Here is a 21571-nt window from a genome sequence, read left to right on the forward strand (position 1 = left end):
GCACATGACTGTGAACACCCCCCAGACCAGCCCCCAGACGACCCCTCAGACGACCCCCCAGACCACACCCCCGACCACCCCCCTCACCTCCCTCCTGGTCGCCAACCGCGGCGAGATCGCCGTCCGCGTCTTCCGCACGGCCCGCGCGCTGGGCCTGGCCACCGTCGCCGTCCACTCCGACCCCGACGCCGACGCCCTGCACGTCCGCACCGCCGACGCGGCCGTACGGCTGCCCGGCGCGGCCCCCGCCGACACCTACCTGCGCGGCGACCTGGTCATCGCGGCCGCCCTCGCGGCGGGCGCCGATGCCGTCCACCCCGGCTACGGGTTCCTCTCCGAGAACGCCGACTTCGCCCGCGATGTCCGCGCCGCCGGGCTCACCTGGGTCGGCCCGCCGCCCGAGGCCATGGAGGCCATGGCCTCCAAGACCCGGGCCAAGGAGCTGATGCGCGCCGCCGGGGTCCCGCTGCTCGACCCCGTCGACCCGCACGCGGCCACCGCCGCCGACCTGCCGCTGCTCCTCAAGGCCGCCGCGGGCGGCGGCGGCCGCGGGATGCGGGTGGTCCGCGACCTCGACTCCCTCAAGGAATCCCTCGAAGCCGCCTCCGCCGAGGCCCTGTCCGCGTTCGGCGACGGAGAGGTGTTCGCCGAGCCCTACGTGGAGCGCGGCCGCCACGTCGAGGTGCAGATCCTCGCCGACTCCCACGGCACCGTCTGGGCGCTCGGCACCCGCGACTGCTCCCTCCAGCGGCGCCACCAGAAGGTCATCGAGGAAGCCCCCGCGCCCGGCCTCCCCGAGGCCCTGCGCAGCGCCCTCCACGAGGCTGCCGTGGCCGCCGCCCGCGCGGTCTCGTACGAGGGCGCGGGGACGGTGGAGTTCCTCGTCACCGCCGAGGGCCGCCCGTACTTCCTGGAGATGAACACCCGCCTCCAGGTGGAACACCCCGTCACCGAAGCGGTCTTCGGGATCGACCTGGTCGCCCTGCAACTGAGGATCGCCGAGGGCGCCGCCCTGCCCCTGCAGCCGCCCGCGCCCGCCGGACACGCCGTCGAGGCCCGCCTCTACGCCGAGGACCCGGCCCTCGACTGGCGTCCGCAGACCGGCGTCCTGCACACCCTCGACGTCCCCTCCACGGTCCGGGTGGACACCGGTTTCACCGACGGGGACACCGTCTCCGTCCACTACGACGCCATGCTGGCCAAGGTCGTCGCCCATGCGCCGACCCGCGCCGAGGCGGTCCGCGCCCTGGCCCACGCCCTCGCCGGAGCCCGGATCCACGGGCCGACCACCAACCGTGAGCTCCTCGTACGCTCCCTGCGGCACCCGGAGTTCGCCGCGGCCCGGCTCGACACCGGGTTCTACGAGCGCCACCTGACTGCCCTCACCGAGACGGCCCCGGACGACCCGGCTCCCGCGCTCTGCGCGCTCGCCGCCGCCCTCGCCGAGGCGGCCCCCGATCCGGAGGCCCCCCTCGCCACCCGCCTCGGCGGCTGGCGCAACCTCCGCTCGCAGCCGCAGAGCCGGAGCTACACGGCTGCCGGGACGGCGTACGAGGTCCGCTACCACCCGGCCCGCAGCGGCCCCCCGGAGCTCCTCGACCACCCCGGTGTCCGGGTCCTGTCCGCCGCGCGCCACCTGGTGGCCCTCGAAGTGGACGGCGTCCGGCGGCTGTTCCACGTGAAACGTAAATCGAACACGTCCTACGTGGACTCCGTGCTCGGAGCCCACGCCCTGACCCCCGTCCCCCGGTTCGAGGACCCCCAGGACCGCACCGAACCGGGCTCCCTGCTCGCCCCCATGCCCGGCACCGTCGTCCGGGTCGCCGAGGGCCTCGCCCCCGGCAGCCCCGTCACCGCCGGGCAGCCCCTGCTCTGGCTGGAGGCGATGAAGATGGAACACCGCATCCTCGCGCCCGCCTCCGGCACGCTCACCGCGCTCCACGCCGTCACCGGCCAACAGGTCGAATTCGGCGCCCTGCTCGCCGTAGTCCAGGAGGAAGCATGAGCTCCACCCCCGGCACCACCCCACTGGAATCCGAAGAACACCAGGCCCTGCGCGCGGCGGTCGCCGCCCTCGGCCGCAAGTACGGGCGCGAGTACCTCGCCCGCACCGCCCGGGAGGGCGGCCACCCCGACGAACTGTGGGCGGACGCGGCCAAGCTCGGGTACCTCGGGGTCAACCTCCCCGAGGAGTACGGCGGCGGGGGCGGCGGCATCGCCGAACTCTCCATCGTCCTGGAGGAACTCGGCGCCGCGGGCTGCCCGCTCCTCATGATGGTCGTCTCGCCCGCCATCTGCGGCACGGTCATCGCCCGCTTCGGCACCGAGGACCAGAAGCGGGCCTGGCTCCCCGGGCTCGCCGACGGCACCCGCACCATGGCCTTCGGCATCACCGAACCCGACGCCGGCTCCAACTCCCACCGCATCACCACCACCGCCCGGCGCGACGGCGACGACTGGGTCCTCACCGGACGCAAGGTCTTCATCTCCGGCGTCGACATCGCCGACGCCACCCTCATCGTCGGCCGCACGGAAGACGCCCGGACGGGCAGCCTCAAGCCCTGCCTGTTCATCGTCCCCCGCGAGACGCCCGGCTTCGCGTACACCCCCATCGACATGGAACTCCAGGCGGCGGAGAAGCAGTTCGAGCTGGTCCTGGACGACGTACGCCTCCCCTCCTCCGCGCTGGTCGGGGACGAGGACGCGGGTCTGCTCCAGCTCTTCGCGGGCCTCAACCCCGAGCGCGTCATGACCGCCGCCTTCGCCATCGGCATGGGCCGCTACGCGCTCTCCCGGGCCGTCGACTACGCGAAGACCCGGCAGGTCTGGAAGGCCCCCATCGGGGCCCACCAGGCGATAGCCCACCCCCTGGCGGCCGCGCACATCGAGCTCGAAATGGCCCGCCTGATGATGCAGAAGGCGGCCCACCTCTACGACGCCGGCGACGACATGGGTGCGGGAGAGGCCGCGAACATGGCGAAGTACGCCGCGGGGGAGGCCTGCGTCCGTGCGGTGGACCAGTCCGTCCACACCCTGGGCGGCAACGGCCTCACCCGCGAGTACGGCCTGGCCGCGCTGATCGTCGCCTCCCGGGTGGCGAGGATCGCCCCGGTCAGCCGCGAGATGATCCTCAACTTCATCTCCCACCAGACCCTGGGCCTGCCCAAGTCCTACTGACCCCCTTTTGACGCGGAACTCGCACCACTCGGCCCTGGCGGGCCTCCTGGGCTTCGCCCCGCTGCGCCGGACTCCGCCCGGCGGTGGCCGGGGAGCCCTGCGGGGGCTGTCCCCTACCCACCCTTCCACCGTTCCCCGGGCTCTGCCCGGACCCCGTTGCCGCGTGCGGCGCCGTCGCCGGGGGCCAGCCCCCGGACCCCCGCTCCTCAAACGCCGGAGGGGCTGGGTTGTGCCGGAGGGGGCTGGATTGCCCGCAGGGCAACTTCAGCCTCGCCAGCGTTTGAGGCGCGGGGGTCCGGGGCGGAGCCCCAGGAGGGGTCCGGGCGGAGCCCGGGGAACGGGCGAAGGGCGGGTAGGGGACTTCGCCCCGCGGGGCGCGGCCTCGCGGGGCGCGGCTCCGCGGGGCACGCCCCCGCAGCGCACGGCTCCGCGGGCACTCCGCCGCAGGGCACGGCTCCGCGGGCACTCCGCCGCAGGGCACGCCCCCGCAGGGCCGGGCAGGGCCAGCCCCCCGCGCCCCCCCGCGGGGCCGGGCAGGGCCAGCCCAGCGGAGCTCGCCGCAGGCGGCCCGCATACCCTCCCCGGAGGGGTTTCCGACCGACCGACCACCCCCTCCGGAGGAGACATGCCCCCACTGGTCCACGCCGCGCGAACGCCCGGTCTCACCACCCTCACCCTCGACTCCCCGGCCAACCGCAACGCCCTCTCCGCCACCCTGGTCGAGGAACTCCGTACGGCCCTGGCCACCGCCGCGGCGGACCCCGCCACCCGGGCCGTGGTCCTCACCCACACCGGCACCACCTTCTGCGCCGGCGCCGACCTCAAGTCCCCCTGCGACCCCGCGGACTTCCTGGCCCTGCTCCGCGAGATCGCCGAACTGCCCAAGCCCGTCGTCGCCCGCATCACCGGCCACGTCCGCGCGGGCGGCCTCGGGCTGCTCGGCGTCTGCGACATCGCCGCCGCCGGGCCGGCGTCCACGTACGCCTTCACCGAGACGCACCTCGGCGTCGTCCCGGCCGTGATCTCCGCGCCGCTGCTCCCGCGCCTGGACCCCCGCGCCGCGGCCCGCTACTTCCTGACCGCCGAGGTCTTCGACGCCGCCGAGGCCACCCGCATCGGCCTGCTCACCCTCCACGCGCCGGACGCCGACGTCGACAAGGTGCTCGCCCCCGTCCTGGAAGGCCTCCTCAAGGCCGGCCCCGAGGCGCTGGCCGCGACGAAGCAGCTGGTCACCGCGCCGGTACGGGCCGCTCTGGAGCGGGACGGATCCGCCCTCACGGAGCTGTCCGCCCGGCACTTCGCCTCCGCCGAGGCCCGCGAGGGCATCAGCGCCCGCTTCGAGCGACGGGACCCGTCATGGCTCCGGTGACCACGGAATCCGGCCCGACGGACCAGACGGGCCCGACCGCCCCCAAGCAGGCCCGCAGCCGGGTCACCCGCCGCCACCTCCTGGAAGCGGCCGTCTCCTGCCTCGCCGAGCAGGGCTGGGCCGGATCCACGGTCGCCGTGGTCGCGGAGCGCGCGGGCGTCTCGCGCGGGGCGGCCCAGCACCACTTCCGCACCCGCGAGGAACTGTTCACGGCGGCCGTCGAGTACATGGCCGAGGAACGCTCCACCGCCCTGCTGGACCTGTTCCCGCAGGGCGGCACCGCGGCGCCCCGCGCGGAAGTCGTCGGGGCGCTCATCGACCTGTACACCGGCCCGATGTTCCGTGCCGCCCTCCAGCTCTGGGTTGCGGCCTCCCACGAGGAGCAGCTGCGCCCCCGGGTGGCCGAGCTGGAGGCCCGCGTGGGCCGCGAGACGCACCGCATGGCCGTGGAGCTGCTGGGCGCGGACGAGTCCGTCCCGGGCGTACGGGAGACCGTGCAGGGCCTGCTCGACATGGCCCGCGGCCTGGGCCTGGCCAACGTCCTCACCGACGACACCGCCCGCCGGGCGCGGGTGGTCGCCCAGTGGGCCCGGATCCTGGACTCGGAACTGGGCTGAGCCACAACCCCCGCAACGCGACGGGCGCCGCACCCCCGAGGGGATGCGGCGCCCGTGGTCACGGCGGCGGCCCTGTGCGGGGGCGGCCGGCGAGGTCGTCCGCTCAGGCGGTGGAGGCGATGTCCGTGATGCCGGAGTACCCCTCGATCTCGCGCGGGTTGCGCACGCCCGGCCCGGTGTAGCGGGCCGAGGGGCGGACCAGGCGGCCCGTGCGCTTCTGCTCCAGGATGTGCGCGGACCAGCCGGCGGTACGGGCACACGTGAACATCGAGGTGAACATGTGCGCCGGAACCTCCGCGAAGTCCAGCATGATCGCGGCCCAGAACTCCACGTTCGTCGCGAGCACCCGGTCGGGGCGGCGCGCGTGCAGCTCCTCCAGGGCGGCCTTCTCCAGTGCGGCGGCCACCTCGTAGCGCGGGGCGTCCAGCTCCTTGGCCGTACGCCGCAGCACGCGGGCGCGCGGGTCCTCGGCGCGGTAGACGCGGTGCCCGAAGCCCATCAGCCGCTCGCCCTTGTCCAGGGCCTTCTTCACGTACGCCACGGCGTCGCCGGTGCGCTCGATCTCCTCGATCATGCCGAGGACGCGCGAGGGCGCCCCGCCGTGCAGCGGCCCGGACATCGCGCCGACCGCGCCGGACAGGGCGGCCGCGACATCGGCGCCCGTCGAGGCGATGACGCGCGCGGTGAACGTGGACGCGTTCATGCCGTGCTCGGCGGCGGAGGTCCAGTAGGCGTCGACGGCCTTGACGTGGCGCGGGTCGGGCTCGCCCCGCCAGCGGATCATGAACCGCTCGACGACGGACTCGGCCTTGTCGATCTCGCTCTGCGGGACCATCGGCCGGCCCTGGCCGCGCGCGGACTGGGCCACGTACGACAGCGCCATCACGGCCGCCCGTGCCAGGTCGTCACGAGCGGTCTGCTCGTCGATGTCGAGCAGCGGTTTCAGACCCCAGACGGGGGCGAGCATGGCGAGCGCGGACTGCACGTCGACCCGGATGTCACCGGAGTGCACCGGGATCGGGAAGGGCTCGGCGGCCGGCAGGCCGGGGTTGAAGGCACCGTCGACCAGCAGGCCCCAGACGTTTCCGAAGGAGACGTGGCCCACGAGGTCTTCGATGTCGACGCCCCGGTAGCGCAGCGACCCACCTTCCTTGTCGGGTTCGGCGATCTCCGTTTCGAACGCGACGACTCCCTCGAGACCGGGTACGAAGTCGGACATCAGGCGGCTCCTCAAATAGTGCGAACACGCGCGGCTCCCGGCGTGATTCGCGGTCCGGCGCGGTCATCCCCGTTGATGCCCGGCACGGCCGATGGTCATCCGTTCGGGACCGTCGGACCGGCCCCAAGATTTTGTCCGTTCCGCTTGGCCCGGGGAAGCGTGACATACGGCACAGTCGCGGACGCCGTGCTGCGGCAGGATGGCGGCGTGACCGATCAGCACCTTGACCCTGCCGACATGCGCAAGCAGTACCGCTCCCAGCTCGTCGTCGAGGAGAGCCTCGCCGATGAGCCCATGGGCCAGTTCGCGCGCTGGTTCCGGGACGCGGCGGAGGCGAACGTCTTCGAACCTAACGCGATGGTCGTCGCGACCGCGACCCCCGACGGCCGGCCCAGTACGCGCACGGTCCTCCTGAAGCAGTTCGACGACCGCGGCTTCGTCTTCTTCACGAACTACGGCTCCCGCAAGGGCCGCGAACTGGCCGCCAACCCCGCCGCGTCCCTGCTCTTCCCCTGGCACCCGATCGCCCGCCAGGTCATCGTCACGGGCACGGCCTCGCGCATCGGCCGGGACGAGACGGCGGCGTACTTCCGCTCCCGCCCCCACGGCTCCCAGCTGGGCGCCTGGGCCAGCGAACAGTCCACGGTGATCGCCTCCCGCGCGGAACTGGACCGCCGCTACGCGGAACTGGAGGCCCGCTACCCGGAGGGCGAACAGGTTCCGGTTCCCCCGCAGTGGGGCGGCATCCGGGTGGTTCCCGACGCGGTGGAATTCTGGCAGGGCCACGAGAACCGCCTCCACGACCGCCTCCGCTACGTCCTGGAGGCCGGCACCTGGCGCGTGGAACGCCTCTGCCCGTGACCCCGTAGGGGCCCGTACACGCAGACGACCCGCGAGCTCGGGTTTCCCCCCTGCAGTGGGGGAAGCCGGCCGGACGTGCCGGCGAGCTCGCGGGTCGGGTGACTGCTTGGGATTGGCGCCGGCGACTCCGCCTGGCACCGCACTGGGTGCGTGCGACAGCGGGCGCTTTAGCCCGCAGCCACCTCACGCGTCCGGTTTCCGTACATTGCGGCAACCACCTCCCTTCTCGTGTGCCGTCACTGTAGACATCCGCAGGGATCGCGCTCAACCGAATTACGGGATCGATTTTCGGGACCGATTTCCGGACCGGGCTGTCTACTCTGGCTGCCGAGGCTGGGGGGCGCATGGATCAAGGGACGCTGCCGCGTGAGTATCGGACGAGGGCGGGATCGGGGGCCGTGGCCATGGCGTGGATGGGGCTCCTGTGGGTGGGAGCCTGCTGGCGGTCGGCGACCGCAGATCAGTTGCCGCTCTGGTGGCGGGTGGGAGTGCCGGTCCTGACGGGCGTGGTCTGTGCGTTCGTCGGCTACACCCGGCCCCGCCGGTTCACGGTTCTCGACGAGCGGGGGGTCACCGTACGGAGTCTCCTGAGGGTGCGGCGGCTGGGGTGGACGGAGCTGCACGACGTGCGAGCCGAGGCCTGGCCAGAGGGGGCGCGGGCCATCCCCGGTGTGGCCGGTGTCCACGTCTGTGCCTACCGGCGCGACGGCAAGCGGATCATGCTGCCCTGCGTGGACGACCGGGAGGTCGCGGGGGTGCGTACCGAAGTGGCCCTCATCCGGTCCTTGTGGGCCGGCCTGCGCGGTCCCGGGTGGCAGCCGGATCCTGGCGCGGAGCCGCGCATTGCGCGGGCTGCCGTGAGGCGGGAGTGGTGGGGGCGGTCGGTCGGGTCGAAGGCGGTGATCGGTGCGGCCACGGTTGCGGGCATCGGGCTTCTCGCGGTGCTTCTTCGCTGACTGGACGACCCTTGAGGGCGGACATACCGGGATGATTGCGGGAAGTGGGTGTGGGCTGCGTCACGTTCGAGTTCAATGCTGTGACGTGCCGCACACGCGAACACCTGCAGGGGGCCCAGGTGACTGCATCCGGACGTGGAGAGACCGCCGACGATCTGCTCGCGGCGCTGCTGGACGGGATGGACGCGGCCTTGTGCGCGTTCGACGCCGATGGCGTGATCACCCACTGGAACCGTGAGGCCGAGCGGATCCTCGGGTGGTCGGCGGGGGAGGCCGTGGGGCGCAAGGGGTTCGCGGGGTGGGCCGTTCGGGCCGCCGACGCGCAGGACGTGATGGACAGGCTCATGGCCGCCCAGGACGTGCCGGGACGGCAGGTGCACGAGTTCGCGCTGCTGACCAAGGACGGCGGGCGGGTGCTCGTGCGGACCCAGTCCGCCGGGGTGCCGGGCGCCGACGGGAAGCCGGCCGGGGTGTACTGCGCCTTCAGCGAGGTGCACGCGCAGATCGACCTGGAGCGTTCCATCGCCCTGAGCGAGGCGCTGATGGAGGACGCCTCCTGGGGCGTCGTCCTCGTGGACGTGGACCTGCGCCCGGCCGTGGTCAACGTCCATGCCGCCCGCGCCTTCGGGTCCGGCCGCACCACGCTGCTCGGGCGGCCGCTGGGCGAGCTGCTGGCGCAGGGGGTGGAGGAGCTGGAGGGGGCCCTGCAGCACGTGCTGGCCGAGGGTGCGCCCCCGGCGCCCGCGGAGCTGTGGGTGTCCGTACGGGGCCCCGAGGGCGTGCGCCGGCGGTGCTGGAGGTGCGGGTTCCTGCGCCTGGCGTCGCCGCTGGCAGAGGAACCCGTACCGCTCGGGGTCGCCCTGCTGTTCCAGGACGTCACCGAGGCCCGCCAGGCGCAGCTGGACACGGGGCAGCTGCGGTTCCGCTCCCACCAGCTGTACCGGGCCGGGCGGGCCGCAGCCGAGTGCGAGGACCCGGCCGAGGCGGCGGCGGTGCGGCTGGAGTTCGCGCTGGCGGGCTTCGCCGAGCACGCGCTGGTGGACGTACTGGAGCCGCTACGGGAACCCGTACGGGAGCCCGTACGCGGATCCGCGCCCGCGCGGCTGCTGCGCTGGGCGGCGTCCCCGCCCGGCCTGCCGGGGCTGCCCGAGCCCGGGGCGATCCCGGTGCGGTACGCGGCCGGACACCCGGCGCTGCAGGCGCTGGACCGGGTCGGGTCGGTGCGGGCCAGTGCCCCGCCCGGGCAGGCGGGCGGGGCGTGGGCGGGCAGCCGCCGCTGGCCCGAGGGGTCGGCGCACGCCCTGTGCACGGTCCTGCGCAGCAGGGGCCGGAGCCTGGGGACGCTGACGTTCCTGCGGGGACCGTCCAGGGCCGCCTTCGAGCGCGCGGACGCGGCGTACGCGGAGGAGGTGGCGGCCCGCGTCGCGGCCGACCTGGACCTGGCGGGGAGATGACCCCGGCGGGGAGGTGACTCCGGCGGGGAGGTGTCTAGTGGCGGAAGAAGATGCGGTCGCCGTACTCCTGCATGACGCGGCCGTTCCACTCGTGGCCGCCGTCGACGTTGCCCGAGCGCAGGAGCGGCGGCTCGACCCCGCGGGAGACGAGCTCGCCGGCCGCGGCGGCCATGACGGCCTGCATGATCGCGCTGGTCACGACGGTGGAGGCGGGGGCGAAGGGGGCTTCGATGCCCTCGTGGGTGAGCTCGGCGTCGCCGACCGCGATCTTGCTGTCGAGGACGATGTCGCAGTGGTCCTTGAGGAAGGTCCCGGAGACGTGGCGGGACTTGGTGTCGGTCGCGTAGGCCACCGACGTGACGCCGATGACCTTGAGGCCGATCGCGCGGGCGTTCATGGCCATCTCGACCGGCAGCGCGTTGCGCCCGGAGAGGGAGATGATCACGAGGACGTCGCCGTCACCGGCCGGGCTGCTGTCCAGGACCGCCCCGGCGAGGCCGTCGACGCGCTCCAGGGCGCTGCCGAGGGTGGCGGGCATGACGTCGATGCCGGCGGTGCCGGGGACGGCGAGGAAGTTCATCAGGGCGAGTCCGCCGGCCCGGTAGACCACGTCCTGGGCGGGGAGCGAGGAGTGCCCGGCGCCGAAGGCGAAGAGCTTGTGCCCGGCGGCCACGGCGTCGGCGATGACGGTCCCGGCCTCGTTGATGCGGGCGGACTCCTCGTCCCGTACCCGCTCCAACAGGCCGATCGCGGCGTCGAAGAACTGACCGGCCAGCTTGCTCTCGCTCATACGCCGAATGCCTTCCGGGGTGGGAGTGGGTGAGGTTGTCGTCCGTGTCCGCCGCTCACCGTGCGGTCTGGACCAAGGGCGTGTCAATACGAACTTCCATCCACGGGGCGAAAGTCCCGGTGGGCGACGTAATGAGAGGGGGCCACAGGGGCGCGGGAGGCGTTTCGGGGCCGTCCGGAAGGGCCCTTGACGTCCTACACGGGACGGTTGTCGGCGCGATGGGTCAGAATTGGGGGCAGGGCCAGCGCACGCAATCCGAGGGGCACGAATGTCCGGACTGATCGACACCACGGAGATGTACCTCCGCACCATCCTCGAACTGGAGGAGGAAGGTGTGGTCCCCATGCGCGCCCGCATCGCCGAGCGGCTCGACCAGAGCGGCCCGACGGTGAGCCAGACGGTGGCGCGGATGGAGCGCGACGGCCTGGTGGCCGTCGCCAGCGACCGACACCTGGAGCTGACCGACGAGGGGCGCAAGCTGGCGACGCGCGTGATGCGCAAGCACCGGCTCGCGGAGTGCCTGCTCGTCGACGTCATCGGTCTGGAGTGGGAGCAGGTGCACGCCGAGGCCTGTCGCTGGGAGCACGTGATGAGCGAGGCGGTGGAGCGGCGGGTGCTGGAGCTGCTGCGCCACCCGACGGAATCGCCGTACGGCAACCCGATCCCGGGACTGGAGGAGCTGGGCGAGAAGGCCGAGGCCGATCCCTTCCTGGAGGAGGGCATGGTCAGCCTCTCCGAGCTGGATCCGGGCACGGAGGGCAAGACCGTCGTGATCCGCCGGATCGGCGAGCCGATCCAGACGGACGCGCAGCTGATGTACACGCTGCGCCGGGCGGGCGTACAGCCCGGTTCGGTGGTCAGCGTGACCGAGTCGCCCGGCGGTGTGCTGGTCGGCAGCGGGGGCGAGGCCGCGGAGCTGGACTCGGACATCGCTTCCCACGTGTTCGTGGCGAAGCGCTGACGGACGGGCAGGGGGCGGTTCGATCGACGACGGGTCGATAGCGGGTCGATGGACGGCGGGCCGACAGACGACGGCTCGTCGGGCGATGGCTCGACAGACGGCGGCTCGACAGGACAGTGGTTCGGCGCGCAAGGGTTCGGTCGGTTGACGCACGAGCGTTCGATCGGGTCGCCAGTGCGAGCGAATCCAACTGGTGTCGGCCGGTGTGGACCGGTGCGGATCTGTATGGATGGTCCCGGCGCCTTACGGCGCCGGGACCGGTCCTCCCCTGCTTGACCTGGAGCCCCGAGCTCTCAAGGTCATCCCTTCGGACCGTCTTCCCCGAGCGGTCCGCCTCCCTGTTGAAAGGATCTCCATCGGCAGCGGCGGTCAATCCTTGAGCAAGGTCACTCGAAAGAGCGGTGTTGGCGGCGAGAACCCCGTTTTCGAATACGGGTTCGATACTGTGGCCGGGAGCGAAGGGGGTGCATCTGCGGTGGTACGACGCCTCGATGTGACGGGGGCCGACGGCGTACGCCTGGCGGCCTGGGAGTTCTGCGCAGCGGCTGCCGAGCGTGAACCGGATCGGTCGCCGCCCCTGCCCGACCCCTCACCTGCGCCCTCGCCTGCGCCTGCGCCTGCGGGTGAGCCCGCGGCCCTGTTACTGCACGGCCTGATGGGCCGTGCCTTCCACTGGGCGGGCACCGCCCGCTGGCTCGGCGCGAGCCGCCGCGTCGTGGCCCTCGACCAGCGCGGCCACGGCCAGAGCGAGCGCCCCCCGACCTCCGGCCCCGGCAGCTCCGTCGCCTACGGCCGCGACGCCTTCGTGGCCGACGCCGAAGCGGCCGTCGAGCAGCTCGGCCTCGCGCCGGTGACGCTGATCGGCCATTCCATGGGCGCCCTCACCGCCTGGCAGCTCGCGGCCCGCCGCCCCGACCTCGTAGCGTCCCTGGTCATCTGCGACATGCGGGCGTCCGCCCTCGGCGAGGCCTCGCAGCAGGAGTGGGAGGAATGGTTCCGCCACTGGCCGCTGCCGTTCCCCACGCAGGACGCCGCGCGGCGTTGGTTCGGCGAGGACGACCCGCGGGTGGAGCGCCCGGATCCCGGCCGCGGCGAGTTCTTCGCGGAGGTCATGCACCAGGCGGACGACGGCTGGCGCCCGCTGTTCTCGCGCAGCCAGATGCTGACCGCGCGGGAAACGTGGGTGCACGACGCGCACTGGGAGGAGCTCGCCCAGGTCCGCTGCCCGACGCTGGTCGTCCGCGGCCTGGACGGCGAACTGGGCCGGGCGGAGGCCCAAGAGATGGTCCGCGTCCTGCCGGCCGGCCAGTACGCCGAGATCCCTGACGCCGGCCACTACCTCCACTACGACCACCCGACGGCGTGGCGCGCGGCGGTGGAACCGTTCCTGGAGGGCGTCAAGGCATCGGCTTGACGGGCCGGCGGAGCCGAGGCACCGCCGCCGGCGCGTCTCCCGGAAGCGCCCGACCCGTGGCGGTCACGGGGTCGTCAGGAGGGCGAGCTGGGCCGGTAGGGGGAGGGCCTCGCCGGTCGTGAAGGCGGTGGCGAAGGCCTCCGGGCCCAGGGCCGCGCGGGCTCGGGCCGTTGCCCGGTCGGTGTCGGCGCGTTCCGCCCGGGGGCGCGGGGTGCCCGCCGAGGCGCGGAGCGCCGTCGCCGTGCCGAGCAGGGAGGCCGCCCGGGCGGGCGGGAGCACCCCCGCCAGGCCTTCGAGGGCCAGGGCGAGCGCGCGGGGGTCCCCGGTGCGGCGGGCCGCCGCGAGGCCCTCCCGGTGCAGGGATTCGGCCGCTGCCGGGTCGGCCCGCAACTCCGCGACGTACCCCAGCTCCGCCAGGACCAGCGCCGCCCCGGAGTCCACCCCGAGCCGCCGGTTCCAGTCGAGCCACGGCCGCAGCCGGGCCTCGGCGGCGTCCAGGTCCCCGCTGCGCCGCGCGCCCAGGGCGAGCCCGATCGCCGCGAACTGCTCGGCCGGGCGGTGGCATTGCTCCTCCGCCAGCCGCAGGGCCTGCTCGTGCAGGGCGGCCGCGTGGGCGAGGTCGCCGGTCAGCAGTGCGATGCGGCCCTGCCGGGCCAGCCGGAAGGAGGCGTGCGTCCACAGCTCCAGCTCCTGCGCGTCCCGTACGCCGTCCGCGTGGAGCCGGGCCGCGGCCGCGTAGTCCCCGGTGACCTCGGCGAGGATGCCGAGCTGTTCCGAGGCCTGCAACTGGCCCCAGCGGTCGCCGAGTTCGGCGAACACCGCGGCCGCGGCCTCCGCGTTGCGGCGCAGTTCCGCCAGGTCGCCGTCGTAGAGGGCCCACGTCGAGACGGTGAGCAGGGCGACCGCTTCGCCCCAACGGTCGCCGGCGGCGCGGAACTGTGCCGGCAGCAGGGCGACTTCGTCCTCCCGTACGCCGGAGCCGAAGCCGCACCGGGCGTAGGCCAGTAGCCAGCGTCCCCGCAGGTCGGCGTCGGAGAAGTCGCCGCCCAGGTGGCTGTCGTCGCCGCCGAGCAGGGCGAAGGCGGCGTGCAGGGTGGTGGAGCCCGCCGCCCGGGTGGCGTCGGTGGCCTCCTGGATCCGGCCGCGCAGGAACCAGTACCAGGACTGCGCTCCGACCAGCCGCAGCCCCAACTCCCCGGCCCCCGTGTGCTCCAGGGCGGCCCGGGAGTTGAGGCGCTCCCGGTCGAGCCGCCGCAGCCACTCGCCCTGCTCGGGCCCGTGCAGCCGCCCGGCCGCGCGTTCGGCGAACCCGGTGTAGTACTCCGCGTGCCGCTGCCGGGTCGCGGCCGTCTCCCCGGCGGCATCGAGCCGCTCCAGTCCGTACGCCGCCACCGACTCCAGCAGCCGCAGGCGCGACTCCCCGTACGCGGAGTCCCCGTAGGCGGCGACCACGAGCGAGCAGTCCACGAGCCGCGTGACGAGGTCGAGGACGTCATGGCCGGGGATGCCGTGGCCGGCGGGGGCCTCGCCCAGGGCTTCCCCGCCCCCGTCGGCGCACACCGCCTCGGCCGCCTCCAGGGTGAACCCGCCCGCGAACACCGACAGTCGGCGCAGCACCGTCGCCTCCGCCGGCGAGAGGAGCCCCCAGCTCCAGTCGATCATCGCGCGCAGCGTGCGCTGGCGGGCCGGGGCGTCGCGGCGCACCTGGTTGAGCAGGCGGAACCGGTCGTGCAGCCGTTCCGCCAGGGCCTCCACGCCCAGGACCCGTACCCGCGTCGCGGCGAGTTCCAGCGCGAGCGGGATGCCGTCCAGCCGGCGGCAGATCAGGGCCACGGCCTCGGCGGTGCTCGGGCCGAGGACGAAGCCGGGGGAGGCGGCGGCCGCGCGGGCCGCGAAGAGTTCCACGGCCTGGGCCTCCGGGAGCGGGGCGACGGCCTCGATCACCTCGCCCGAGAGCGCGAGCGGCTCCTGGCTGGTGGCGAGGACGCGGAGGCCGGGGGCGTGGCGCAGGAGCCGGTCGGCGAGGGCCGCGGCGGCGGGCAGGAGGTGTTCGCAGTTGTCGAGTACGAGCAGGGCCGCCCGCCGCCGCAACGCCTCGGCGAGCCGCTCCTCCACGGAGCCGCCGCCCGCGTCGTCCCCGCGCATCCCGATCGCGGCGGCCACCGCCTCGGCGACCGACGTGTGGTGGGCGCCGGCGAGTTCCACGAACCACACCCCGTCGGGGTACGCCGCCTCCAGCCGGGCCGCCGCTGCGAGCGCGAGCCGGGTCTTGCCGACGCCGCCGGGCCCGCACAGCGTCACCAGCCGCCCGGCACCGAGCGCCGCACACACCCGGCCGACGGCCTCCTCGCGCCCCACGAGGGAGCTGACCGGGGTGGGCAGCTTCCCCGCACCGCCCCCGAACCCTGCCCCCCGCCCCCCTCCCACGCCCGCTGCTCCGGCCCCCGCATCCGCCCCGCCGCCCGCCACCGCGCCGACCGCGCCGACCGCGCCTGCGGCGGCCGGGCCCGTGGCGCCCGGGGCGGCGCCGGCCGCCGCCACCGTGCCGGGCGTCTCCGGGCCCGTCAGTGCCGGGTCCTGGCGGAGGATGGCTTCGTACAGGGAGCTGAGCTCCGGGCCGGGGTCGATGCCGAGTTCCTCGGCGAAGAGGGTGCGCAGGTGCGCGTACACGGCCAGGGCCTCGCTCTGGCGGCCGGCGCGGTACAGCGCCCGCATCTGGCTGCCGCGCAGCCGCTGGCGCAGCGGATGGGCGGCTGCGGGGCCGGTCAACTCGTCGGCCAGCGCGCGGTGTTCGCCCAGCTCGAGGCGGGCCTCCGCCAGGTCCTCGTACGCCGTGATCCGCTGCTCCTCCAGCCGGGCGATCGCCGCCTGCGTGAACTCCGCGTCCCGGAAGTCGGCGTACGCGTCCCCCTGCCACAGCCCGAGCGCCCGGGTCAGCAGCTCCGCCCGGGGCCGCGGCTCCGCCTCCTTGCGCGCGGCCGCCGCCAGCTCCGCGAAGCGGTCCGCGTCCACGGCCCGTGCGGGAGCGCGCAGGGCGTAGCCGGCCGGACCGTAGGCGACCAGGGCGCGTGCGCCGTCCTCGGCCCCGGCGAGGGCCCGGCGGAGCTGGGAGACCTTGGTCTGGAGGGTGTTGCCCGGGTTGCCGGGGGCGGTGTCCCCGGCATCGCCCCACAGGTCGTCGATCAGCCGGTCCACCGGCACGGGGCGGCCGTCGCGTACGAGGAGGGCCGCGAGCAGGGCCCGTACCTTCGCCTCGCGGACGGGCACGGGAGTCCCGTCGTCCGTGCGGACGGTCAGTGGCCCCAGCACCTCGAAACGCATGCCGCAACGTTACTTCTTGACCGTCAACCCCCATGCAGACCAGGCCTGTACGACCCCGTGCGCGGCCGTGAGCGGCCCGTGCGTGACGCGTGCGCAGCCCGTGCGCGGCCCCGGACATGGTGTTCCTGTGACCGCGACCGAGCGGCCGCCGAACACACCAGAAAGGAAGGGGAAGAGTCAGATGACCACCTCCACGACCACCCCCACCACCGCCCCCGCCAAGAGCACCCTCTCCCGTGAGGTCCGCCTCGCCGCCCGGCCCGTCGGAGAGCCGGGCCACCACCACTTCGAGCTGGTCGCCACCGAGGTCCCGGAGCCCGCCGAGGGCCAGATCCTCGTCCGCAACACCTGGATGTCCGTGGACCCGTACATGCGTGGCCGGATGGACGACGCCCCGTCCTACATCCCGCCCTTCGCCCTCGGCACGGCCCTGGAAGGCAGTGCGGTCGGCGAGGTCGTGGCCTCCCGCTCCGCGGCGGTGCCGGTCGGGGCGACCGTCTCGCACTTCCTCGGCTGGCGGGAGTACGCGGTCCTCGACGCGGCCGCCGCCACCGTGCTGGATCCCTCGGTCGCCTCGCCGTCCGCGTACCTCGGTCCGCTCGGCACCACCGGACTGACGGCGTACGCGGCGCTGACCCGCACCGCCCCGGTCGAGGAGGGCGACGTGGTCTTCGTCTCCGCCGCCGCCGGAGCGGTAGGCAGCGTCGCCGGGCAGCTGGCGCGGCGCCTGGGCGCCTCCCGGGTGATCGGCTCGGCGGGCGGCCCGCTGAAGACGCGCACGCTCCTCGACCGCTTCGGCTACGACGCGGCCGTCGACTACCGCCAGGGCGACCTGGCAGGCCAGCTCGCCGAGGCGGCTCCCGAGGGCATCGACGTCTACCTCGACGCGGTCGGCGGCGACCACCTCCAGGCGGCCATCGGCGCGATGCGCCAGGGCGGGCGGATCGCCCTGGTCGGCGCGATCAGCGGCTACGACGCCACCGCTCCCGCGGCAGGGCCGGACAACCTCTTCCAGGCCGCCGCCCGGGAGGTGACCCTGCGCGGGATGCTCGTCTCCAGCCACTTCGACCTGTTCCCGGAGTGGATCGGCCGGGCCTCGGGATGGCTGGCGGACGGCAGCCTGCGCACGGAGGAGACCGTGGTCGAGGGCATCGAGCGGGCCCCGGAGGCCTTCCTCGGCATGATGCGCGGCGCGAACACCGGCAAGATGCTGGTCCGCCTGGCCCCCGAAGCCACGACCACCGGCACCACCACCGCCACCACCGCCACCGATGCCCGATGAGCGCCGCCCTGGTCGTCCTGGCCCACCCCCGCGGCGATTCCCTCACCGCCCAGCTCGCCCGCCGTGCCGTGGCCCGGCTGGAGGCCGGCGGCCACACGGTCGACGTGCTCGATCTGCACGCCGAGGGCTTCGACCCCCGGATGGGCACGGAGGACGAGCCGGACTGGTCGGATCCCGACAAGGAGTACTCCGCCGAGACCCGGGCCCACATGGACCGGATCGCCGCCGCCGAGATCCTCGTGGTGGTCTTCCCGCTCTGGTGGTTCGGTCTGCCGGCCGTCCTGAAGGGCTGGATCGACCGGGTCTGGAACAACGGCTTCGCCTACGGACGCCGCACCCCGCTCCTGAAGGGCAAGCGGATGGTGTGGATCCCGCTGGTGAGCTACCCGGAGGCGAAGTTCCGGGAGCTGGGCTGGGACGGGCCGGTGGACCGCCTGCTCCGCGTCGGGATCTCGGAGTACTGCGGCATCGAGGGGGCCACCGTCCACTTCGTCTACGACTCCCTGAACGCGGGCGAAGCCGCCCTGTCGGAGGCGGACACCGCCCTGATCCCGGTGCTGTCGGTCCGGTGAGCCCCCGCACGACGGCTTGCCCCCCCCGCACGACGGAGGGGGCGCCCGGCCTACGGCCCGGCACCCCCTCGCCCCTCCGGCGTACTCCCCGGCGGTCAGCCCTTGCTGACCGCCTGCAGGATCTCCGGGAGGCCCCGCAGGACCTTCGGGGCCGCGAGGCGCAGGCCGGTCCAGGCGGCGAGCGTGCCCCAGGCCACGCCCAGCGGGAGCAGGATCCAGGCCTGGGACTGCTGGTCGGTGGTGCTGAAGTAGACGGCCAGCACGATCATGGGGGAGCAGATCACCGCCGAGGCGAACATGCCGGCGAAGGCGCCGCCCCACGCCAGCGCACCCTGCCCCGGAGCGGCGTTCTTGAAGGCGCCGTCCGAGGGGATCGAGTACGGGAAGCGGGCCGAGGCCACGGCTCCGGTGCACAGCATCGACCCGAGCAGGGCCAGGGCCAGCCCCAGGGCGCCGGGGAGGGTGGTCCAGTCGCCGGTCAGGGCGGCCGTGACCGTCGTGACCAGCGCCGTGAACGGCACGGTGACCAGCAGGAGGGCCAGGGCGCGGGCGCGCAGTTCCACGTACGCGTCACGGGTGGTCGACAGGGTCTGCGCGACCATCCAGAACGCCGAGGTGTCCTGCCCGAACTGGTTGTACATCTGCATGCCGAGCATGCCCGAGGCGAAGCAGGCGAGGTACACGGAGCCGCCGCCCTGGAGGGCGTTGGCGACCGGGATGAGCAGGCCGATGGTCAGGGACGACACCCAGGCCGCCTTGGTCTTCGGGTCGCGCACCATGTAGAGCATCGAGCGCCGGATCGCCGCGCCCGTACGGTCGTCGGGCAGGAGCGACCAGATGCCGCGGCTCTCGCCGCCCGCAGCCTTCGTCTTCTCCTTGGCGGCCACGATCGTCGAACCGTCCGGGCTCACCATCAGCTTGGTCAGGGTGCGTTCCCAGAACCACAGCAGCAGGCCGAGGGCCAGGACCGTGATGAGGAGCTGCACGGCCGCGATGCCGTACGCGCCCTCGCTCGCGGAGTCGACCATCCCGAGGGCCGTCGCGGGCGGCAGCCAGCGGACGACCGCGGCGGCCGGCTCCAGCCGCTCCAGGCCGCCGACCTCGAGCAGCCGTCCGAGGGCCAGGTTCGCCACCTGCGCGCCGACGGCGATGATCAGGCCGCTGAGCAGCGCGAGGTCGCGCCCCTTGCGGCTGGTCAGCAGCCGGACGTTGGCGGTGGCGACCGCGCGGGCCAGGGTGACGCAGCCGACCAGCAGCAGCGGTACGGCCAGGACCGCGGCCACCGTGCCCGCCGCGCCCCGGGCGACGGCGATCACCGAGCCGACGGTCAGGCACAGCGTGAACAGCGGCCCGATGCCGACGAGCGAGGAGGCCAGCAGGGCCCGTACGAGCGGACGCGGACGCAGCGGCAGCATGACCAGCCGGGTCGGGTCGAGCGTCTCGTCGCCGCTGGCGAAGAACAGCGGGACGAAGGCCCAGCACAGGGCCATGATCGCCGCGAGCAGGACGGCGACCGTGCCGGCGTGCGCGTTGCCGCGCAGCAGGGCGAGGCCGAGCACGGTGAAGAAGGCGACGACGAGGGAGAGGACGAGGGCGCTGATGAAGGCGGCCTTGCGCTTCGAGGAGCCCTTGAGGCCGTTGCGCAGGAGCGACAGCTTGAGGCGGACGAAGATCGGCGTGATGTCGACGGCGCCGGACGGCGCGGCGGACGCGCCGGTCGCGCCGGGCGCCGTGGACGTGCCGGACGTACCGGGCGTGCCCGGCGTGCCGGACGCCGCGGAGCCGGTGGACGCGGTGGAGGCGCTCATCGCAGGCCCGCCCCGTTGCCCGCAGCCCCGTTCCCCGCCCCGCCACCCGCAGCCGCGGCCCCGCCGCCCAGCCAGTCCAGGGACTCGCCGGTGGCCCGGCCCTGCGCCCCGACCAGTTCCAGGAAGGCGGCCTGCAGCGAGGGCGCGTCGCCCCGTACGTCGGCCAGCGTGCCCGCGGCCCTGATCCGTCCGGCGGCCATGACGGCCACCCAGTCGCACAGCGACTCGACGAGCTCCATGACGTGGGAGGAGAAGACGACCGTGGCCCCGGAGGAGGTGTAACGTTCCAGCACTCCGCGGATGGTCTGCGCGGACACCGGGTCCACGCCCTCGAACGGCTCGTCCAGGAAAAGCACTTCGGGGTTGTGGAGCAGCGCGGCCGCCAGGCCGATCTTCTTCCGCATGCCCGTCGAGTAGTCGATGATCAGCTTGTGCTGCGAGCCGGCCAGGTCCAGGATCTCCAGCAGCTGCGTGGCCCGGCTGTCCGTCTCGCGGCCCGGCAGCCCCCGCAACCGGCCCATGTAGCCGAGCAGTTCCCGCCCGGAGAGCCGCTCGAAGAGCCGCAGGCCCTCCGGCAGCACGCCGATCCGGGACTTGACCTCGACCGGGTCCGCCCAGACGTCGTGCCCGGCGACGATGACCCGGCCCATGTCCGGGCGCAGCAGCCCGGTCACCATGGACAGCGTCGTGGTCTTGCCCGCACCGTTCGGCCCGACCAGGCCGACGAACTGCCCGGCGGGCAGCTCCAGGTCGATCCCGGACACGGCGACCTGGTCGCCGAACCGCTTCCACAAACCCTCTACCCGCACGGCGGGTGCGGCGGACGGTGCGGGTCGCACACCGCCGCCCGTTCCGTCCGTCCCGCCCGTCGCAACGCCCTGGTCCGGCATGCGCCTGCCTCTCGATTTCGTTCCCCGTGTCCTGCTTTTCTCACCATAAGAGGCGGGGCGGAGGCTGCGCAGTTACGTATGTCATGAGTTCGCGGCGGAAATCGCCGCTGGTCAGAGCGTGTGTGCCCGGTTCACACCGTGCGACGGGCCCGTTCCGCCGCCGCTTCGCGCCCGCACGCGTAGGCCAGGGCGTCGATCAGCTCCTCCACGTCGGGCAGCCACCGGTTCGCCGCCGTCGGCGGCTGCGCCCACTGCACCGAGCCGCGTCCGCCGATCCGGGTCGGCGGCGCGGCCACGTACTCGCCCTCGCCGCGCGCGACCAGGTCGAGTTGGGCCGGCTGCCAGCCGATCTTGCGCAGCAGGTCGGGAACCTTCGCCCCGGCGCCGGGCAGCACGAAGAACAGCATTCGCCCCGCCGGGTTGGCGATCACCGGGCCCAGGGCGCGCTGCATGCGCTGGAGCCGGGCCAGTGCGAGGAAGCCGGCCGCGTCCGGGACGTCGAGTGCGTCGAAGGTCCGGCCGGTGGGCAGCAGGATGGCGGCCTTCGGGTTCTTGCCCCAGAGCCGCCTGACCTGCACCGCGCTGCCCGAGGCCTGGGAGGCCCAGTCCTTGCCCGCGGCGTGTGCGCCGGGCGCCGGGCACTCCGCGGCCCCGCACGAGCACCGTTCCCGCCCGTCGCCGGACTCCAGCCAGGTGCCGGCGAAGACATCCCAGTGCCGCTCTTCCGTGTACCGCACGGCATGGTCCAGCAGCGGCTCACTGCGCTGCAGGGGGATGGGCGCGGTCTCCGTGACTCCGATGGTCTCTTCCACGTGCAACACAACTCTTGCGGTCACCGGGGGTTACGGGCGTAAACCCGCCGGGCTGGGGAGCATCGATC

The 21571-nt window shown here is 74.1% G+C and carries 17 protein-coding genes; 11 read left to right on the top strand and 6 right to left on the bottom strand.

The features are described 5' to 3' along the window. Positions 1 to 4: 4 nt before the first annotated feature. From ACZ60J_RS17340 to ACZ60J_RS17355, 4 genes are all read left to right on the top strand, one after another. Positions 5 to 2005 carry an acetyl/propionyl/methylcrotonyl-CoA carboxylase subunit alpha gene (locus ACZ60J_RS17340; protein WP_469682723.1) on the top strand — a complete coding sequence of 667 codons (2001 nt, stop codon included), beginning with the start codon at positions 5 to 7 and terminating at the stop codon, positions 2003 to 2005. Then, a complete protein-coding gene (locus ACZ60J_RS17345) occupies positions 2002 to 3177 on the top strand; it encodes an acyl-CoA dehydrogenase family protein (protein WP_469682725.1) in 1176 nt (391 codons plus the stop codon). The genes ACZ60J_RS17340 and ACZ60J_RS17345 overlap by 4 nt, the downstream gene beginning before the upstream one ends. Before the next feature lie 625 nt (positions 3178 to 3802). Next, positions 3803 to 4546, top strand: a complete 744-nt coding sequence (locus ACZ60J_RS17350; protein ID WP_469682727.1) for an enoyl-CoA hydratase family protein — start codon at positions 3803 to 3805, stop codon at positions 4544 to 4546. Continuing rightward, positions 4543 to 5163, top strand: coding sequence for a TetR/AcrR family transcriptional regulator (locus ACZ60J_RS17355; RefSeq protein WP_469682728.1), 621 nt, complete (start codon positions 4543 to 4545; stop codon positions 5161 to 5163). The genes ACZ60J_RS17350 and ACZ60J_RS17355 overlap by 4 nt, the downstream gene beginning before the upstream one ends. A gap of 103 nt (positions 5164 to 5266) precedes the next feature. On the opposite strand, the gene ACZ60J_RS17360 is transcribed toward ACZ60J_RS17355, so the two are convergent. Next, positions 5267 to 6382: a citrate synthase 2 gene (locus ACZ60J_RS17360; RefSeq protein ID WP_469682730.1), complete on the bottom strand. Its 1116-nt coding sequence runs from the start codon at positions 6380 to 6382 to the stop codon at positions 5267 to 5269. A gap of 237 nt (positions 6383 to 6619) precedes the next feature. Between ACZ60J_RS17360 and pdxH the strand changes: the two genes are divergently transcribed. From pdxH to ACZ60J_RS17375, 3 genes are all read left to right on the top strand, one after another. Further along, positions 6620 to 7243, top strand: a complete 624-nt coding sequence (pdxH, locus tag ACZ60J_RS17365) for a pyridoxamine 5'-phosphate oxidase (protein WP_469683259.1) — start codon at positions 6620 to 6622, stop codon at positions 7241 to 7243. A gap of 404 nt (positions 7244 to 7647) precedes the next feature. Beyond that, entirely contained in the window at positions 7648 to 8199 is a 552-nt protein-coding gene (locus ACZ60J_RS17370) for a PH domain-containing protein (protein WP_469683261.1), read from the top strand. A gap of 119 nt (positions 8200 to 8318) precedes the next feature. Continuing rightward, positions 8319 to 9653 (top strand): PAS domain-containing protein, encoded by a 1335-nt coding sequence (locus ACZ60J_RS17375; protein ID WP_469682731.1) that lies wholly within the window; start codon positions 8319 to 8321, stop codon positions 9651 to 9653. Between the two features lie 34 nt (positions 9654 to 9687). Here ACZ60J_RS17375 and ACZ60J_RS17380 read toward each other — a convergent pair whose 3' ends face one another. Further along, positions 9688 to 10443, bottom strand: a complete 756-nt coding sequence (locus ACZ60J_RS17380) for an SIS domain-containing protein (RefSeq protein WP_469682732.1) — start codon at positions 10441 to 10443, stop codon at positions 9688 to 9690. 268 nt (positions 10444 to 10711) lie between these two features. On the opposite strand from ACZ60J_RS17380, the gene ACZ60J_RS17385 reads away from it, so the two are divergent. Both ACZ60J_RS17385 and ACZ60J_RS17390 read left to right on the top strand, forming a co-directional pair. Further along, on the top strand, positions 10712 to 11404 hold the full coding sequence (locus ACZ60J_RS17385; protein WP_469682733.1) for a metal-dependent transcriptional regulator: 693 nt from the start codon (positions 10712 to 10714) through the stop codon (positions 11402 to 11404). 475 nt (positions 11405 to 11879) lie between these two features. Next, positions 11880 to 12818 (top strand): alpha/beta fold hydrolase, encoded by a 939-nt coding sequence (locus ACZ60J_RS17390; RefSeq protein WP_469682734.1) that lies wholly within the window; start codon positions 11880 to 11882, stop codon positions 12816 to 12818. A gap of 63 nt (positions 12819 to 12881) precedes the next feature. On the opposite strand, the gene ACZ60J_RS17395 is transcribed toward ACZ60J_RS17390, so the two are convergent. After that, entirely contained in the window at positions 12882 to 16139 is a 3258-nt protein-coding gene (locus ACZ60J_RS17395; RefSeq protein WP_469682735.1) for an AfsR/SARP family transcriptional regulator, read from the bottom strand. Between the two features lie 181 nt (positions 16140 to 16320). Here ACZ60J_RS17395 and ACZ60J_RS17400 point away from each other — a divergent pair, with 181 nt between their 5' ends. Further along, the gene (locus ACZ60J_RS17400) at positions 16321 to 17421 is read left to right on the top strand and encodes an NADP-dependent oxidoreductase (RefSeq protein WP_469682736.1); all 1101 of its coding nucleotides are present in this window, start codon (positions 16321 to 16323) and stop codon (positions 17419 to 17421) included. After that, on the top strand, positions 17418 to 17993 hold the full coding sequence (locus ACZ60J_RS17405) for an NAD(P)H oxidoreductase (RefSeq protein WP_469682737.1): 576 nt from the start codon (positions 17418 to 17420) through the stop codon (positions 17991 to 17993). Before ACZ60J_RS17400 ends, ACZ60J_RS17405 begins: the two co-directional genes overlap by 4 nt. Positions 17994 to 18088: 95 nt before the next feature. On the opposite strand, the gene ACZ60J_RS17410 is transcribed toward ACZ60J_RS17405, so the two are convergent. The 3 genes from ACZ60J_RS17410 to ACZ60J_RS17420 form a co-directional block, all read right to left on the bottom strand. Further along, positions 18089 to 19801, bottom strand: a complete 1713-nt coding sequence (locus ACZ60J_RS17410) for a transporter (protein WP_469682739.1) — start codon at positions 19799 to 19801, stop codon at positions 18089 to 18091. Next, a complete protein-coding gene (locus tag ACZ60J_RS17415; protein WP_469682741.1) occupies positions 19798 to 20691 on the bottom strand; it encodes an ABC transporter ATP-binding protein in 894 nt (297 codons plus the stop codon). Before ACZ60J_RS17415 ends, ACZ60J_RS17410 begins: the two co-directional genes overlap by 4 nt. Positions 20692 to 20822: 131 nt before the next feature. After that, positions 20823 to 21503 (bottom strand): bifunctional DNA primase/polymerase, encoded by a 681-nt coding sequence (locus ACZ60J_RS17420; RefSeq protein ID WP_469682743.1) that lies wholly within the window; start codon positions 21501 to 21503, stop codon positions 20823 to 20825. Positions 21504 to 21571 lie beyond the last annotated feature (68 nt).

The organism is Streptomyces sp. NPDC104226, assembly GCF_055584085.1.

Bases quoted from the DNA above. Each gene is read 5' to 3' on its own strand.
- ACZ60J_RS17350 (WP_469682727.1), top strand. From the start codon at position 3,803: ATGCCCCCACTGGTCCACGCCGCGCGAACGCCCGGTCTCACCACCCTC.
- ACZ60J_RS17415 (WP_469682741.1), bottom strand. From the start codon at position 20,691: ATGCCGGACCAGGGCGTTGCGACGGGCGGGACGGACGGAACGGGCGGC.
- ACZ60J_RS17400 (WP_469682736.1), top strand. From the start codon at position 16,321: ATGACCACCTCCACGACCACCCCCACCACCGCCCCCGCCAAGAGCACC.
- ACZ60J_RS17410 (WP_469682739.1), bottom strand. From the start codon at position 19,801: ATGAGCGCCTCCACCGCGTCCACCGGCTCCGCGGCGTCCGGCACGCCG.
- ACZ60J_RS17360 (WP_469682730.1), bottom strand. From the start codon at position 6,382: ATGTCCGACTTCGTACCCGGTCTCGAGGGAGTCGTCGCGTTCGAAACG.
- ACZ60J_RS17340 (WP_469682723.1), top strand. From the start codon at position 5: ATGACTGTGAACACCCCCCAGACCAGCCCCCAGACGACCCCTCAGACG.
- ACZ60J_RS17370 (WP_469683261.1), top strand. From the start codon at position 7,648: ATGGCGTGGATGGGGCTCCTGTGGGTGGGAGCCTGCTGGCGGTCGGCG.
- ACZ60J_RS17385 (WP_469682733.1), top strand. From the start codon at position 10,712: ATGTCCGGACTGATCGACACCACGGAGATGTACCTCCGCACCATCCTC.
- ACZ60J_RS17345 (WP_469682725.1), top strand. From the start codon at position 2,002: ATGAGCTCCACCCCCGGCACCACCCCACTGGAATCCGAAGAACACCAG.
- ACZ60J_RS17405 (WP_469682737.1), top strand. From the start codon at position 17,418: ATGAGCGCCGCCCTGGTCGTCCTGGCCCACCCCCGCGGCGATTCCCTC.
- ACZ60J_RS17380 (WP_469682732.1), bottom strand. From the start codon at position 10,443: ATGAGCGAGAGCAAGCTGGCCGGTCAGTTCTTCGACGCCGCGATCGGC.
- pdxH (WP_469683259.1), top strand. From the start codon at position 6,620: ATGCGCAAGCAGTACCGCTCCCAGCTCGTCGTCGAGGAGAGCCTCGCC.
- ACZ60J_RS17395 (WP_469682735.1), bottom strand. From the start codon at position 16,139: ATGCGTTTCGAGGTGCTGGGGCCACTGACCGTCCGCACGGACGACGGG.